The sequence below is a fragment of the Buttiauxella ferragutiae genome (assembly GCF_022637515.1).
Taxonomy (GTDB): Bacteria; Pseudomonadota; Gammaproteobacteria; order Enterobacterales; family Enterobacteriaceae; genus Buttiauxella; species Buttiauxella ferragutiae.
Genome location: NZ_CP093332.1, coordinates 1,374,029 through 1,389,139 on the forward strand (window position 1 = coordinate 1,374,029; position 15,111 = coordinate 1,389,139).

At 49.5% G+C, this 15,111-nt stretch carries 14 protein-coding genes; 12 read left to right on the top strand and 2 right to left on the bottom strand.

The features are described from left to right. The first annotated feature begins 54 nt into the window (after positions 1–54). The 12 genes from MNO13_RS06215 to MNO13_RS06270 all read left to right on the top strand — a co-directional run bounded on the left by MNO13_RS06215 (position 55) and on the right by MNO13_RS06270 (position 12,736). Positions 55–480 (top strand): GNAT family acetyltransferase, encoded by a 426-nt coding sequence (locus tag MNO13_RS06215; RefSeq protein ID WP_064544564.1) that lies wholly within the window; start codon positions 55–57, stop codon positions 478–480. Beyond that, positions 480–926 carry a DUF2919 domain-containing protein gene (locus MNO13_RS06220; RefSeq protein WP_064544566.1) on the top strand — a complete coding sequence of 149 codons (447 nt, stop codon included), beginning with the start codon at positions 480–482 and terminating at the stop codon, positions 924–926. Before MNO13_RS06215 ends, MNO13_RS06220 begins: the two co-directional genes overlap by 1 nt. Before the next feature lie 64 nt (positions 927–990). After that, on the top strand, positions 991–1,566 hold the full coding sequence (locus tag MNO13_RS06225; protein WP_064544568.1) for an RpoE-regulated lipoprotein: 576 nt from the start codon (positions 991–993) through the stop codon (positions 1,564–1,566). Between the two features lie 103 nt (positions 1,567–1,669). Next, positions 1,670–2,569: a Dyp-type peroxidase gene (locus MNO13_RS06230; RefSeq protein WP_232886273.1), complete on the top strand. Its 900-nt coding sequence runs from the start codon at positions 1,670–1,672 to the stop codon at positions 2,567–2,569. Between the two features lie 212 nt (positions 2,570–2,781). After that, positions 2,782–3,798, top strand: a complete 1,017-nt coding sequence (locus MNO13_RS06235) for a sulfate ABC transporter substrate-binding protein (protein ID WP_064544572.1) — start codon at positions 2,782–2,784, stop codon at positions 3,796–3,798. Continuing rightward, positions 3,798–4,631, top strand: coding sequence for a sulfate/thiosulfate ABC transporter permease CysT (gene cysT / locus MNO13_RS06240; protein ID WP_064544574.1), 834 nt, complete (start codon positions 3,798–3,800; stop codon positions 4,629–4,631). Before MNO13_RS06235 ends, cysT begins: the two co-directional genes overlap by 1 nt. Then, on the top strand, positions 4,631–5,506 hold the full coding sequence (gene cysW, locus MNO13_RS06245) for a sulfate/thiosulfate ABC transporter permease CysW (RefSeq protein WP_064544576.1): 876 nt from the start codon (positions 4,631–4,633) through the stop codon (positions 5,504–5,506). Before cysT ends, cysW begins: the two co-directional genes overlap by 1 nt. After that, entirely contained in the window at positions 5,496–6,596 is a 1,101-nt protein-coding gene (gene cysA / locus MNO13_RS06250) for a sulfate/thiosulfate ABC transporter ATP-binding protein CysA (RefSeq protein ID WP_064544579.1), read from the top strand. Before cysW ends, cysA begins: the two co-directional genes overlap by 11 nt. 71 nt (positions 6,597–6,667) lie before the next feature. Then, positions 6,668–7,579: a cysteine synthase CysM gene (cysM, locus tag MNO13_RS06255; RefSeq protein WP_064544580.1), complete on the top strand. Its 912-nt coding sequence runs from the start codon at positions 6,668–6,670 to the stop codon at positions 7,577–7,579. Positions 7,580–7,782: 203 nt separating this feature from the next. Next, a complete protein-coding gene (locus MNO13_RS06260) occupies positions 7,783–8,640 on the top strand; it encodes an AraC family transcriptional regulator (protein WP_064544583.1) in 858 nt (285 codons plus the stop codon). A gap of 94 nt (positions 8,641–8,734) precedes the next feature. After that, positions 8,735–10,039: an MFS transporter gene (locus MNO13_RS06265; RefSeq protein ID WP_133521998.1), complete on the top strand. Its 1,305-nt coding sequence runs from the start codon at positions 8,735–8,737 to the stop codon at positions 10,037–10,039. A 42-nt stretch (positions 10,040–10,081) separates the two neighbouring features. After that, complete coding sequence (locus tag MNO13_RS06270) at positions 10,082–12,736, top strand: alpha-L-rhamnosidase (protein ID WP_241939656.1); 2,655 nt, start codon at positions 10,082–10,084, stop codon at positions 12,734–12,736. Between the two features lie 93 nt (positions 12,737–12,829). Here MNO13_RS06270 and crr read toward each other — a convergent pair whose 3' ends face one another. Both crr and ptsI read right to left on the bottom strand, forming a co-directional pair. Continuing rightward, a complete protein-coding gene (gene crr / locus MNO13_RS06275) occupies positions 12,830–13,339 on the bottom strand; it encodes a PTS glucose transporter subunit IIA (RefSeq protein ID WP_034459029.1) in 510 nt (169 codons plus the stop codon). Between the two features lie 40 nt (positions 13,340–13,379). After that, entirely contained in the window at positions 13,380–15,107 is a 1,728-nt protein-coding gene (ptsI, locus tag MNO13_RS06280; protein WP_064544588.1) for a phosphoenolpyruvate-protein phosphotransferase PtsI, read from the bottom strand. Positions 15,108–15,111: the final 4 nt, after the last annotated feature.

Consider the following 15,111-nt stretch of genomic DNA (forward strand, 5'->3'; position numbering starts at 1 on the left):
AAACGGAAACTTAAAGCCATAATCAGGCTTTTAGACTTTCAGGTGGCTGATCCCATGGAAATACGTGTTTTTCGCCAGGATGATTTCGAAGAAGTCATTACGCTTTGGGAACGTTGCGACTTACTGCGTCCGTGGAACGATCCTGAAATGGATATTGAGCGCAAACTTAATCATGACGCGGATCTGTTCTTAGTCGCGGAAGTGGGTGGCGAAGTCGTTGGCTCATTAATGGGCGGCTATGACGGCCACCGTGGCTCCGCTTATTACCTCGGCGTGCACCCAGAATTTCGTGGTCGCGGCATCGCCAATGCGCTGCTCAGCCGGCTGGAAAAAAAGCTGATTGCCCGCGGTTGCCCAAAAATTCAAATCATGGTGCGTGAAGAAAACGACCTGGTGATTGGCATGTATGAGCGGCTCGAGTACGAGCAGCAGGATGTGATGCTACTCGGCAAACGGCTGATTGAAGACCAGGAATATTAATGCCTGAGCTGTATCCACCGTCGGATTACGATACTCACGGTAATCTGAAAACACCCATTTTGTTTTGGTGTATTCTCCTGCTGCAGGCACGAACCTGGTTTGTGTTGGTGCTTGCAGCGGCGTCCCGCCAGCAGGGCGATGCCATCCTCAGTGTGTTCTATCCTGACCGCGATACTTTTTGGTTTGGATTATTGCCCGGTATCCCCGCCGCGCTGGCATTCATGATTAGCGGCCGTCGCCATTTGCACCCTCGGTTATGGGCGATTTGGCGCTGGGTTTTAGTTGCCGCGCAGGGTATCGTTCTGGCCTGGCAACTGCTGCTTTTATGGCAAGGCGAAGAGTTAACCGCTGTGACTTTATCGCTGCTGATAGCCGATATCTTTGCCTTGTGGTGGCTGTGTAGCAGCCAACGTTTACGCGATTACTTCACCCTTAGCCGTGATTAACCTGGCACTTTTGGGAAAGTTTGTACTCCAAAACGCGTCCCCATGCTTAATAAAGGAATTTCTGATGAAAACACTGCGCCTGATGCTAATAGGATTGCCACTGGTTTTAAGTGGGTGCTCGACGCTGTCTTCGGTCAACTGGTCTGCGGCAAATCCAATGAACTGGTTCGGTTCGTCGCTTGAAGTGAGCGAGCAAGGTGTGGGTGAAATCACTGCCAGCACACCAATGGATGAAAAAGCCGTTAGCAGTGCATTGAACGATAACTACCGTTTGCGCAGCGGCATGAAAACCGATAACGGCGAGATTGTGCGCTTCTATGAAGCCATGACTGACAGAACGGTGATGGTTGTGGTTAACGGCGAAAAAGGTACGGTCAGTCGTGTCGATGTGCTGGATAGCGATATTGAAACCGATAGTGGCGTTAAAATTGGCACCACCTTTAGCACTCTTTATGACAAAGCATTTGGTTCGTGTGTCAAAGCGACCGGTGACGACAGCGATGGCGTTGAGTGCAAAGCACCTAACAGCCAGCATATTAGCTATCTGTTTAGCGGCGAATGGCATGGTGCGCCGGAGTTGATGCCATCTGACGACACGCTCAAAAACTGGAAAATCAGTAAAATTATCTGGCGTCGATAAAAATTAACCCTGGGTTTGCGTCTTCTCAAGAAGGCGCCGCCGCGATTGGGTATCATCAGGGAATAAACGCCACGTAGAGTGGCGTGTTCATTTAGGAGGATTCATGTCTCGTGTTCAAACTGGCATTCTGCCAGAACATTGTCGCGCCGCTGTTTGGCTGGAAGCGAGTTTTCAGGGCGATTTCGATGCCATTCGTCAGGGCTGCAAAACCTTCAATCAGTCACTGAGTGCTTTGCAGGATAAATTCCCGGAAGCCAATTTAGGCGCGGTAGTGGCATTTGGTCATGACCTGTGGCGCGATTTAAGTGGCGGCGTGGGTGCAAGCGAGCTGAAAAACTTCACGCCGTTAGGCAAAGGCCTGGCACCAGCGACCCAGCACGATGTGATGATCCACATTCTTTCTTTACGCCACGATGTGAATTTCTCTGTGGCGCAAGCGGCACTCGCGGCATTTGGCGACGCGCTGAAAATTGAAGAAGAGATCCACGGCTTCCGTTGGATTGAAGAACGCGATCTCAGTGGTTTCGTTGATGGTACTGAAAACCCGCAGGGCGAAGAGACGCGCCGTGAAGTCGCGGTAATTAACGATGGCATTGATGCCGGCGGCAGTTATGTGATGGTGCAGCGTTGGGAACACAATCTCAAGCAGCTCAACCGCATGAGCATTAGTGACCAGGAAATGGTCATTGGCCGCACCAAAGAAGCCAATGAAGAGATTGATGGTGACGAACGCCCGGTCACGTCGCATCTGACCCGTGTCGATTTAAAAGAAAACGGTAAAGGTCTGAAGATTGTGCGCCAGAGCCTGCCATACGGCACCGCCAGCGGCGCTCACGGCCTGTACTTCATCGCTTATTGCGCGCGTTTGCATAACATTGAGCAGCAATTGCTGAGCATGTTTGGCGAAACCGACGGCAAGCGTGACGACATGTTGCGTTTCACCCGACCAGTGACCGGCGGTTATTACTTCGCACCGTCATTAGATAAGTTATTGAACCTGTAGAATTAAATGGTGGATGGTGCTTGCGCTTATCCACCTTACAACCCGTCGGGTTAGCGTTCGCGACGCCCGACAAATCCCCGCAAAAAAACCTTATACCCCTTTCTTATTGCAAATCACCAAACGATATATAAAACCGTTACAGCTTTGACACTCGTTATAAATACACTGGTAACCATAAAGCATGACCGTTACCACAATTATAAGGGTGCCCAATGGCCAATACATCTGTGAAAAAACTCTGGAGTGCGCTTGTTGTTTCTGCATTATTGGCAGGTTCAGCCCATGCCACAGAACTGCTGAACAGCTCTTATGATGTGTCTCGCGAGCTGTTTGCCGCGCTGAATCCGGCCTTCGAAAAACAGTGGGCGCAGGAAAATAGCGGTGACAAGCTGGTGATTAAACAATCTCATGCCGGGTCATCAAAACAGGCGCTGGCGATTTTGCAGGGTTTAAAAGCAGACGTTGTAACTTATAACCAGGTTTCAGATGTGCAGATCCTGCATGACAAAGGCAACCTGATCCCAGCCGACTGGCAGACCCGTTTGCCAAACAACAGCTCGCCTTTCTACTCCACCATGGCATTCCTGGTGCGCAAAGGTAACCCAAAAAACATCCACGACTGGAGCGATTTGGTTCGCCCGGACGTGAAGCTGATTTTCCCTAATCCAAAAACTTCCGGTAACGCCCGTTACACCTGGTTAGGTGCATGGGGTGCGGCGAACAAAGCTGACGGCGGCGATAAAGCCAAAACCGAACAGTACATGACGCAGTTCCTGAAAAACGTTGAAGTGTTTGATACTGGCGGCCGTGGCGCAACCACCACTTTTGTTGAACGTGGTTTGGGTGACGTGCTGATTAGCTTTGAATCTGAAGTGAATAACATCAGTAAGCAATACGAAAAAGACGGCTACGAAGTGATCGTCCCAAAGGTCAATATTCTGGCTGAATTCCCGGTGGCGTGGGTGGATAAAAACGTTAAAGCCAACGGCACTGAAAAAGCCGCCAAAGAGTATCTGAACTTCTTGTACAGCCCGGCGGCGCAAATCATCATCACAGATTATTACTACCGCGTGAATAACCCGGAAGTGATGGCGAAGCTGAAAGATAAATTCCCGCAGACCGAGCTATTCCGCGTGGAAGATGAATTCGGCGGCTGGCCTGAAGCGATGAAAACCCATTTTGCCAGCGGCGGTGAGTTCGACAAGCTGCTCGGAAAGGGGCGTGAGTAATGTTTGCTGTTGCCTCCAAACGGGTGCTGCCAGGCTTTACCTTAAGTCTCGGCACCAGTTTGCTGTTCGTTTGCCTGATTTTACTGCTGCCGCTCAGCGCGCTGGTAATGCAACTCTCTGAGATGACGCTGGCGCAGTATTGGGAAGTGATTACCAACCCGCAGGTGGTTGCCGCTTATAAAGTGACGCTGCTGTCAGCGGGCGTGGCTTCCATCTTCAACGGTTTCTTCGGCATGCTGATGGCGTGGATTTTAACGCGCTACCAGTTTCCAGGCCGCAGCCTGCTGGATGCGTTAATGGATTTGCCGTTTGCCTTGCCAACGGCGGTGGCGGGTTTAACCCTTGCGGGGTTGTTTTCGGTTAATGGCTGGTACGGCGAATGGCTGGCGCAGTTCGGCATTAAAGTGACTTATACCTGGCTGGGCATTGCCGTTGCGATGGCGTTTACCAGTATCCCGTTTGTGGTACGCACCATTCAGCCAGTGCTTGAAGAACTGGGGCCTGAATATGAAGAAGCGGCTGAAACCCTGGGCGCAACGCGCTGGCAGAGTTTCCGTCGCGTGATTTTACCCGAGCTTTCACCGGCGCTGATGGCGGGTGTTGCGCTGTCGTTCACGCGCAGCCTTGGCGAATTCGGCGCGGTTATTTTCATCGCCGGTAACATCGCCTGGAAAACCGAAGTGACATCGCTGATGATTTTCGTGCGTTTGCAGGAGTTCGATTACCCGGCAGCCAGCGCGATTGCTTCGGTGATTCTGGCCGCTTCACTGCTGTTGCTGTTCACCATTAACACGTTGCAAAGTCGCTTTGGTCGGCGCGTGGTAGGTCACTGATGACGGACGTAACTGAATTGAAAAGCTATCGCCGCACCGGTTTTAACTGGGGAAAATGGACGCTGATTGGCCTCGGCGTACTGATTTCGTTTTTGCTGCTGGTGGTGCCGGTGGCGTCTATTTTTGCGCAGGCTTTCTCGAAAGGGTTGATGCCTGCGCTGCAAAATATTGTTGACCCGGACATGCTACACGCCATCTGGCTGACGGTGATGATTGCGTTGATTACCGTGCCGGTGAATCTGGTGTTCGGTATTTTGCTGGCCTGGCTGGTGACGCGTTTTGATTTCCCTGGCCGCCAGTTATTACTGACGCTGCTGGATATTCCATTTGCGGTTTCGCCTGTTGTCGCAGGCCTGATTTATCTGCTGTTTTACGGCTCCAACGGCCCGCTTGCTGGCTTTATGGATGCGCATAATATTCAGATTATGTTCGCCTGGCCGGGCATGGTATTGGTGACGATTTTTGTCACTTGCCCGTTTGTGGTGCGTGAACTGGTGCCGGTGATGTTAAGCCAGGGCAGCCAGGAAGATGAAGCGGCTATTTTGCTTGGCGCATCCGGTTGGCAAATGTTCCGCCGCGTCACGTTACCGAATATCCGCTGGGCGCTACTTTACGGCGTGGTGTTAACCAACGCCCGCGCCATTGGCGAGTTTGGTGCCGTGTCGGTGGTTTCCGGTTCTATTCGTGGTGAGACTTTCTCGCTGCCGTTACAGATTGAATTGCTACAGCAGGATTACAACACCGTCGGCTCGTTTACTGCCGCCGCGTTATTGACCCTGATGGCTATCGTTACGTTGTTCTTAAAGAGTGCGGTGCAGTGGCGTTTGAATAGCCAGGAAAAACGCCTGCAACAGGAGGGGAATCATGAGCATTGATATTACCAATATTAAGAAATCTTTTGGTCGCACCCAGGTGCTGAACGATATCACGCTTGATATCCCTTCGGGTCAAATGGTAGCGCTGTTGGGGCCGTCTGGCTCCGGTAAAACCACGCTGCTGCGTATTATCGCCGGGCTTGAGCACCAGAACAGTGGGCGCATTAGTTTCCATGGCACCGATGTGAGCCGCATTCATGCGCGTGAGCGTAAAGTGGGCTTTGTCTTCCAGCATTACGCGCTGTTTCGCCACATGAACGTGTTCGACAACATCGCTTTTGGTCTGACGGTTTTGCCACGCCGTGAGCGTCCTTCAGCCGCGGTTATCAAACAGAAAGTGACGCGTTTGCTGGAAATGGTGCAGTTAGCCCATCTGGCGGATCGTTTCCCGGCACAGCTTTCCGGAGGGCAGAAACAGCGTGTGGCACTGGCGCGTGCGCTGGCGGTTGAACCGCAAATTCTGCTGCTTGATGAGCCGTTTGGCGCGCTGGATGCGCAGGTGCGTAAAGAGTTACGCCGCTGGTTGCGCCAGTTGCATGAAGAGCTGAAATTCACCAGCGTCTTCGTCACCCACGATCAGGAAGAAGCGATGGAAGTCGCCGATCGCGTGGTAGTGATGAGCCAGGGGAATATCGAACAGGTTGATACACCGGAAGCGGTATGGCGTGAACCTGCGACTCGCTTCGTGCTGGAATTCCTCGGTGAAGTGAATCGCATGAAAGGCACCATTCGCGGCAGCCAGTTCCATGTTGGAGCGCACCGCTGGCCGCTTGGATTTACGCCTGCTTATCAGGGCGCGGTGGATTTGTTCTTACGCCCGTGGGAAGTAGACGTTAGCCGCCGTACTAATCTGGATTCACCGCTGCCGGTGCAGGTGCTGGAAATCAGCCCGCGTGGGCATTACATGCAGTTGGTGGTTCAGCCACTGGGCTGGTACGACGAACCGTTAACCGTGGTTTTGCGTGAAAACCATGTTCCGGTGCGCGGCGAACGTCTGTTCGTTGGCCTGCAACATGCACGTTTGTATGAAGGGAAGAATCGAATCCAGCGCGTTTTTAATGACCAGGTAGACCTGGCGCAGACTGCCTGATAAGTTTACCGCACAACACGACACGCAAAGGCGGCCCACGTGGCCGCTTTTCTTATTTTTTGGACAGGCAAGTGAACACCTTAGAAAGCACAATTGGCAATACGCCTCTGGTTAAATTACAACGCACTGGCCTTGATAATGGCAGTGAAATTTGGGTCAAGCTTGAAGGCAATAATCCGGCAGGTTCGGTAAAAGACCGAGCGGCACTCTCGATGATTGTGCGCGCTGAAGCTCGCGGTGAAATCGCGCCTGGAGATACGCTCATAGAAGCGACAAGCGGGAATACCGGAATTGCGCTGGCGATGATTGCTGCCCTGAAAGGCTACCGCATGAAACTGTTGATGCCGGACAACATGAGCATGGAACGCAAAGCGGCGATGCAGGCTTATGGTGCCGAGTTGATTCTGGTGACCAAAGAGCAGGGCATGGAAGGCGCGCGCGAACTGGCGCGTTTGATGGATGAGCGTGGTGAGGGCAAAGTTCTCGACCAGTTCAATAATCCCGATAATCCTTATGCGCACTACAGCACCACCGGGCCAGAAATCTGGAACCAGACGCAAGGGCGAATCACACACTTCGTTTCCAGCATGGGAACCACTGGTACGGTAACCGGCGTCAGCCAGTTTATGCGTGAGCAAGAAAAACCGGTCAAAATTGTTGGCCTCCAGCCGGAAGATGGCAGCAGCATTCCGGGGATCCGCCGCTGGCCTGAAGAGTGGCTACCGAAGATTTTCAATCCCAGCCTGGTTGATGAGGTGATGGATATGTCACAAGTCGAAGCCGAGCGAACCATGCGAAAACTTGCGCGTGAAGAGGGGATTTTCTGCGGTGTGAGTTCTGGCGGTGCAGTTGCTGGCGCGATGCGTGTAGCGCAGGCAAACCCTGGTTCTGTGGTGGTGGCAATTATCTGCGATCGTGGCGACCGCTATTTATCAACCGGCGTTTTTGGCGAAGAGAGTTATTCGCAAGGTTCCGGCATCTAAGTTCAAAATGGTTTTGTAGATAACGCTCTGCAAAACCTTTTCCCCTCGCAGTTATCCTCCCGATGCTGAGTTAATCGGCAAAAATGATAGTAATGTCACGGCGACTTACGCTGTAGTGCCATTTCACTATAATGACTTGTCATTAATATTAAGCTCTAATATCTCTATCACCACGATGTAATAAATAATTGGCAGGTGAATAGATGGAAATTAAACAACCAGAGGACTTTTTTCTCTCACAGGCACACGCTTTCTGTTTATTCATGTTGAATAATCAGGAGGTGGCGGATGTTCATGGTCATGATTTTGATGAGCTGGTTATTGTTCGCGGTGGCAGTGGTTTTCATATTATTAATGATCAGGTGGAGTTGGTTTATGCGGGAGACTTCTTTTTTGTTTCTGCAAATGACACGCACTACTACGAGTCGACCAATAATCTTTCTTTGATTAATCTTCTGTTTCATAAAGACCGGCATTTTAGTTTTATACATAATATTGATGTATTGCTTGATGTGGTAAGGGAAAGTATCCGTCCTCCATCGAGAGAGTTTCTCTCTTTAACCGAAAGTGAACTGGATAAAATCGTATTGTTAACCGATGGGGTCACGGCGAGGCGTGATGATCCTTTTGATGCGATTTACTTCTCGACAACGGAGGCGGTTATTCTGGAAATAATTTCTTTGTTGTGCCGTTGCATTGCACGCAAAGGTGAAAGAAATCGAAGCATAGAGAATAGCGGACAAAAAATTATTAATTATGTGCGACAAAATTACGCGAAGAACATTAACTGGAGCAATCTATGTGATGAGTGTGGCATGGCTAAACGCACGATGTTTCGTTTTTTTAAACAGATCACAGGTACCACGCCTGAGAAATTTCAGCAAATTTGTTGCCTGTTAAAAGCTCAGGAACTGTTACGCACGACTGACTGGCCAATAAGAGATGTTGCCTTATTTTGTGGATATGTTAATGCCTCTCGATTGACTGATGTTTATAAGAAGAGATTTTCCCGCACCCCTACACAAGAAAGACATCTAAGTTTTTCAATAGCAGAGTCATAAATATCATTGTATTAATCCTTTATACGAATGTGTTTTTATTTTCATGGGAAGAAGTAACACATGATGTAAGTCATAATTTAATGGAGTAAATAATATGGGCAAATTGAAAGTAACTAACCCCTGGTATGTTGGGGTGGTTTCAGGGATGGCTTCTTATATCGACTCGGCCGCTATAGTTTCCAATGGTACCGCTTTAGTTATTTATCAGAAGGCTATTGGTATTACTTCTGCTGATATCGGTGTCCTTTCAGGCGTGTTAACGCTATGCATTGCTATCGGGGCATTTTTAGGTGGCCGGCTGGGGGATCGCCTTGGCAGGCGAAAAGTGTTTATTGCCACCATGGCAATGATTGTTCTGGGGTCGCTGATGTTGGCATTCGGTGAAGTCTTTGTCGTGTTGCTGGCTGGGACAATGTTTGTTGGTCTGGCGACAGGTGCTGATTTACCGGTTTCTTTAGCAACCATTGCAGAGGCTGCCAACGATAACAACCGCGGCAAGATAATCGGCTTATCCAATCTTCTTTGGCTGGTGGGCATCAGTACCACGATGGGAGTTTCAGCCGTTGTTGGGGGTTGGGGGCAATTGGGGGCACAAATTATGTATCTCCATGTCGGTATTGTCGCCGCCGTATTACTGCTGTTGCGTTGGACTATTCCTGAATCACCGATGTGGCTGGTTGCTCGTGATGAGAACCGTCGAGGTGCGACAACCGTTCGCGCACAAAAGTCATCGTTTAAAGATTTGCTGCATGGGAAGTACTTATGGCCGTTTGTCGCATTATGCTTTTTTTATACGCTGGTCAATCTGGCGGCAAATACCGGTGGGCAATTCGGGACTTATGTCGCGGTGAATGTGGTTGGTATTACGGTTGAAGAAAATTCTCTCTGGAACCTGTTGTTAATGCCGGTGGGCGTGTTGTCCGGTTTGTTATTTATGAAGATGGTCGATACCTCAAAAAGGATGCTGGTGTTTATTATTGGCGCATTCTTTTTTGCCGGTGGTTTCTTGATGCCGGTGTTGCTTAATTTCTCTCAGTTATCATGGTTCTGCTTCCTTTTATTTACGGCTACCGGTAGCGGTATGGCTTTTGAAGGAATTATGAAAGTATGGTCGCAAGAGTCATTCCCGACCATGTTACGTTCAACGGCGCAGGGCGCGATTGTGGGTGTCGCTCGTTTATCATGTGCTTTATTAGCTTTTGTCACACCGGTATTACTCGATGCCGGACCGGTGGCGTTGTACACCATTCTGACTTCGATTGTTGCATTAGGCATGTTTATAGGCTGGTTGTGTTTCCATCGCCAACAACGTAATGAATTCTCCAGCGAAGGAGAAATGATTACCGAGAAACAGATTACAGCATCGACCTTGCCCGTAGAGGCCATTCAGACAAAATAATTATCTCGTATAAATATTCAGTAATCTAAGGAGCATATCATTATGCTATCAGTAAAAAAGATCACGCTTGACTATGAATTGTCTTTATCGGGAGTCGATAACTTTCCGGTTATCGGTTGGGAAATTGCCAGTGATCAACAGAGTGTTAAGCAAATTTGCTATCAGTTACAGGTTAGTCATGATAAATATTTCGACGTTATTTTATTTGATAGTGGATTGATAAATAGTGATGCTTCGGCGAATGTTAATATTAATGACATTTTGCTGCATCCTTCAACGCGTTATTTTGTACGGGTGAGAATTAACGATAACCACGGAGAGGAAAGCCCGTGGAGTGCAGTCGCTGAGTTTATTACCGGGATGATGGATACCCCGTGGTCAGGTGATTTTATTTCTGCTGAGAATTCCGCTGATAAAGATAATTCTAAAGTCACATTAGTGAGAAAACCATTTTCACTCAATAAAGGCAGTGCAGTTGCTTCTGCTTATTTACATGTCTCCGCATTAGGGCTTTATCAGTTCTATCTCAATGGTCAAAAAGTCGGTGATGATGTGCTGACGCCAGGCTGGACTAGCTATCATCACCATCTGCTTTATCAAACTTATGATTTGAGTGAGCAACTCCAGCGTGACGATAACGTTATTGGCGCGGAGCTAGCGGCGGGCTGGTTTAAAGGCGATATGGGTTTTACCCGTGACAGAAATTATTATGGTGAACAAACCGCACTGATCTGCCAGTTAGTCATTCACTACCTGGATGGAACCCAGCAGATTGTCGTGACAGATGATTCCTGGCATGGGGAAGATTCACCAATTCTGTTCTCGGAAATCTATGACGGTGAAATTTGCGACGCAAGCCTTGAGCGGGAAGGCTGGAATAATACCGGTTATGATGCCTCTTACTGGCGGCCTGTCAGCCTTATTCCTTATGATAAAAAAGTGCTTACCGCGCAGAGTGCCTGCAAGGTGGAAAAAATATCTGCACTTGAGCCGGTTGCCATTATCACTACTGCGCAAGGCGATACGGTTATCGACTTTGGGCAAAATCTCAGTGGCTGGGTCGAATTTAAAGTGAGTGGCAAGCTCGGTGACAAAGTTATCTTGCGCCATTTCGAGACATTGGATGCTGAGGGCAATGTCTATCTGGATAATCTGCGTTCTGCGAAACAGCGCGTGGAGTATGTGTTAAAAGGCGATGCGGAGGAGGTCTATCATCCTCAGTTTACTTACCAGGGGTTCCGTTACGTTAAAGTCGAAAGCTACCCTGGCAAGATATTGCCTGAGAATTTCAGAGCGCTGGTACTCCATTCTGACATGGCACATACCGGGCATTTCAACTGCTCAAATGAAGACTTAAACCAGCTACACCACAATATTTTGTGGGGATTAAAAGGCAATTTTGTTGATGTCCCAACCGACTGCCCGCAGCGTGATGAACGGCTGGGGTGGACCGGTGATGCGCAGATATTTTGCCGTACTGCCAGCTATCTGATGCACACGCGTAACTTCTTCGCTAAATGGCTCAGGGATCTGAGACATGACCAGACGCCAGAAGGCGGCGTACCGCATGTGGTACCTGATATCCTCACCGGGCATTGCGCGAATGATATCAACCTGGCCGCAGGTGGGACGCACTCTGCGGCGGCATGGGCGGATGCTGCGGTGATTAATCCGTGGACGATGTACCTGATGTACGGCGACACGCGGATTCTGGAAAACCAGTATCAGAGCATGAAAGGCTGGGTGGATTTCATGCTTACTCATTCAGAGAACCTGATATGGCGCTATAAATTGCAATTTGGCGATTGGGTGGCGCTGGATGCCAAAGAAGGGAGCTATTTTGGCGCGACGCCGACGGATCTTGTCTGCACGGCCTATTTTGCCCATTCCACCGAGTTATTCAGCCGGGCTGCCAAAGCGTTGAATCGAACAGAAGATTTTGAGCGCTACAGTGCCTTGCACCAGCAAATCGTCCAGCGTTTTCAGGAGGAATTTTTCACGCCATCAGGCAGGCTGGCGGCGAGAACCCAGACTGCGCATATTCTGGCGCTCTATTTTAACCTGGTGCCGGAACCGTTCCGCGAACGCACGGTGAATACGCTGGTTGAACTGCTGCGTGAACATGATGGGCATTTGGTGACGGGTTTTGTCGGGACACCTTATTTTTGCCATGCACTAAGCCAGAATGGGCGAGAAAAAGAGGCGTGGGAGCTGTTGCTAAAAGAGGATTTCCCTTCCTGGTTATATCAAGTAAAAGCTGGCGCGACGACCATTTGGGAGCACTGGGATGGCCTGAAACCCGATGGCACAATGTGGAGCGCAGATATGAACTCGTTTAACCATTACGCGTATGGCGCGGTGGGGGAGTGGCTATATCGCTCTGTAGCGGGGATTGAGGCTGACGCCGATGAGCCGGGCTTTAAGCATGTGATTATCGAGCCGACTATCGGTGGTGGTTTGTCTTTTGTTGATGCGACTTATCAGTCTATTTACGGCGAAATTGCGGTTGGCTGGAAGGTACTGGATGAAAGAGTGACGCTAAATGTTACGGTGCCGCATAACACGCATGCCACCATCAAACTTTCGAGCCTGGGAGAACTGCTTTCAGCTCAGGACGTGGACCTCAAACAGCAGGGAACCAGCGGGGTTGCCAACGTAGGATCGGGGAATTACACAGTCGAATATCTGCGCGCATAGAATCGAATTAGCGACAGACGAAAAAAAACCGGGAATGCTGACATTCCCGGTTTTTTTCTTTAAATACAGGACGGTTAATCCTGTATCTAATAATTACTTCTTGATGCGGATTACCGGGGTTTCGCCCACAGTCACGCTACCAGTCAGTTTGATCAGCTCTTTGATTTCGTCCATGTTGGAGATAACAACTGGAGTCAGGGTAGACTTCGCTTTCTCTTCCAGCAGGGCCAAATCGAACTCGATAACTACGTCGCCTTTCTTAACACGCTGGCCTTCTTCTGCGATACGCTTGAAGCCTTCGCCTTTCAGTTCAACAGTATCGATACCGAAGTGAACGAACAGCTCAATGCCGCTATCGGATTCGATAGAGAAAGCATGGTTAGTTTCGAAGATTTTACCGATGGTGCCGTCAACCGGAGCAACCATTTTGTTGCCAGTCGGTTTAATTGCAATGCCATCACCAACGATCTTCTCGGCGAACACCACATCTGGAACATCTTCAATATTGACGATTTCGCCAGAAAGTGGGGCAACAATCTCAATGGTTCCGGTGTCTTTTTTATCATCAGAAACCAGAGATTTCAGTTTATCAAACAAACCCATGATCTTCTCCTAAGCAGTAAATTGGGCCGCATCCGGTGGATTAGCAGATTGTTTTTTCTTCAATGAACTTGTTAACCAGCATCATTAACTCGTCCGTTGTCGGTTGAGCAAGAGCTTGCTCTGCTAACACCTTCGCATCTTCGAAGTTCGTGTTACGAATAATCTTCTTAATGCGCGGGATAGAAATGGCACTCATACTAAATTCGTCCAGACCCATACCCAGCAACAGAAGTGTAGCACGTTCGTCGCCTGCAAGCTCACCACACATACCGGTCCATTTACCTTCTGCATGAGAAGCATCAATAACTTGCTTAATCAGAGTCAGTACGGACGGTGACATTGGCTGGTAAAGATGTGAAATCATATCATTACCACGGTCAACTGCCAGGGTGTACTGAGTTAAATCATTGGTACCGATACTAAAGAAGTCGACTTCTTTTGCCAGATGGCGAGCAATCGTGGCCGCAGCCGGAGTCTCAACCATCACACCGACTTCAATAGTTTCGTCAAACGCTTTGCCTTCTTCACGCAGCTGCGCCTTCATGATTTCAATCTCAGCTTTCAGTGCACGCACTTCTTCAACAGAGATAATCATTGGGAACATGATGCGCAATTTACCGAAAGCGGAAGCACGCAGGATAGCGCGTACCTGGTCATGCAGGATCTCTTTACGATCCATTGCGATACGCACAGCACGCCAGCCCAGGAACGGGTTTTCTTCTTTCGGGAAGTTCATGTACGGCAGCTCTTTGTCGCCACCGATATCCATGGTACGTACGATAACTGCTTGCGAGCCACAGGCTTCAGCAACAGCTTTGTACGCCGCGAACTGCTCATCTTCAGTTGGCAGTGAATCACGGTCCATGAACAGGAATTCTGTACGATACAGACCTACACCTTCTGCACCATTGCGCTCAGCACCGTCGACATCACGAACAGTACCGATGTTTGCGCATACTTCTACCTGATGACCATCGAGAGTGATTGCTGGCAGGTCTTTCAGTTTTGCCAGTTCAGCTTTCTCAGAAGCTTCTTGCTGCTGTACAGCGCGCAGGGCTTCGATCTCGTCGTTGGTTGGGTTAACGTAAACTTTATTGTTAACAGCATCGAGGATCAGGTAATCGCCGTTCTTCACCTGGCTGGTCACGCTACCGGTACCGACGATCGCTGGCAGTTCAAGAGAACGCGCCATGATGGAGGTATGGGAAGTACGGCCGCCGATATCGGTGATGAAACCCAGCACCTTTTGCAGGTTCAGCTGTGCAGTTTCAGACGGAGTCAAATCTTTAGCCACCAGGATAACTTCATCCTGAATGGAGCTAAGGTCGATAATTGCCAGACCGAGGATATTGCGCAGCAGACGCTTACCGATGTCGCGTACGTCAGCCGCACGTTCTTTCAGGTATTCATCGTCTAGCTCTTCCAGCGCGACCGCCTGGCCTTCGATAATTTCGTGAGCCGCTGCATCAGCAGTCACTAATTTATCTTTGATGAGGGCTATGATTTCCTGCTCAAGCTCTTCGTCTTCCAGCAACATAATGTGCCCTTCGAAGATAGCTTCCTTTTCTTCACCGAAGGTCTCGCCAGCTTTAATTTTGATCGTTTCCAGCTGTGCTGACGCTTTCGCGCGCCCGCTTAAGAAACGTTCAACTTCCTGCGCAACTTTGTCGGCAGAAATTTTCTTCCGGTCGATGACAATTTCATCTTCCTTCAGCAAAAGTGCCTTGCCGAAAGCGATACCCGGGGATGCTAAAATGCCTGAAATCATAACC

Bases quoted from the DNA above. Each gene is read 5' to 3' on its own strand.
- MNO13_RS06230 (WP_232886273.1), top strand. From the start codon at position 1,670: ATGTCTCGTGTTCAAACTGGCATTCTGCCAGAACATTGTCGCGCCGCT.
- MNO13_RS06235 (WP_064544572.1), top strand. From the start codon at position 2,782: ATGGCCAATACATCTGTGAAAAAACTCTGGAGTGCGCTTGTTGTTTCT.
- MNO13_RS06225 (WP_064544568.1), top strand. From the start codon at position 991: ATGAAAACACTGCGCCTGATGCTAATAGGATTGCCACTGGTTTTAAGT.
- ptsI (WP_064544588.1), bottom strand. From the start codon at position 15,107: ATGATTTCAGGCATTTTAGCATCCCCGGGTATCGCTTTCGGCAAGGCA.
- MNO13_RS06265 (WP_133521998.1), top strand. From the start codon at position 8,735: ATGGGCAAATTGAAAGTAACTAACCCCTGGTATGTTGGGGTGGTTTCA.
- cysW (WP_064544576.1), top strand. From the start codon at position 4,631: ATGACGGACGTAACTGAATTGAAAAGCTATCGCCGCACCGGTTTTAAC.
- crr (WP_034459029.1), bottom strand. From the start codon at position 13,339: ATGGGTTTGTTTGATAAACTGAAATCTCTGGTTTCTGATGATAAAAAA.
- cysA (WP_064544579.1), top strand. From the start codon at position 5,496: ATGAGCATTGATATTACCAATATTAAGAAATCTTTTGGTCGCACCCAG.
- MNO13_RS06220 (WP_064544566.1), top strand. From the start codon at position 480: ATGCCTGAGCTGTATCCACCGTCGGATTACGATACTCACGGTAATCTG.
- cysT (WP_064544574.1), top strand. From the start codon at position 3,798: ATGTTTGCTGTTGCCTCCAAACGGGTGCTGCCAGGCTTTACCTTAAGT.
- MNO13_RS06260 (WP_064544583.1), top strand. From the start codon at position 7,783: ATGGAAATTAAACAACCAGAGGACTTTTTTCTCTCACAGGCACACGCT.
- MNO13_RS06270 (WP_241939656.1), top strand. From the start codon at position 10,082: ATGCTATCAGTAAAAAAGATCACGCTTGACTATGAATTGTCTTTATCG.
- MNO13_RS06215 (WP_064544564.1), top strand. From the start codon at position 55: ATGGAAATACGTGTTTTTCGCCAGGATGATTTCGAAGAAGTCATTACG.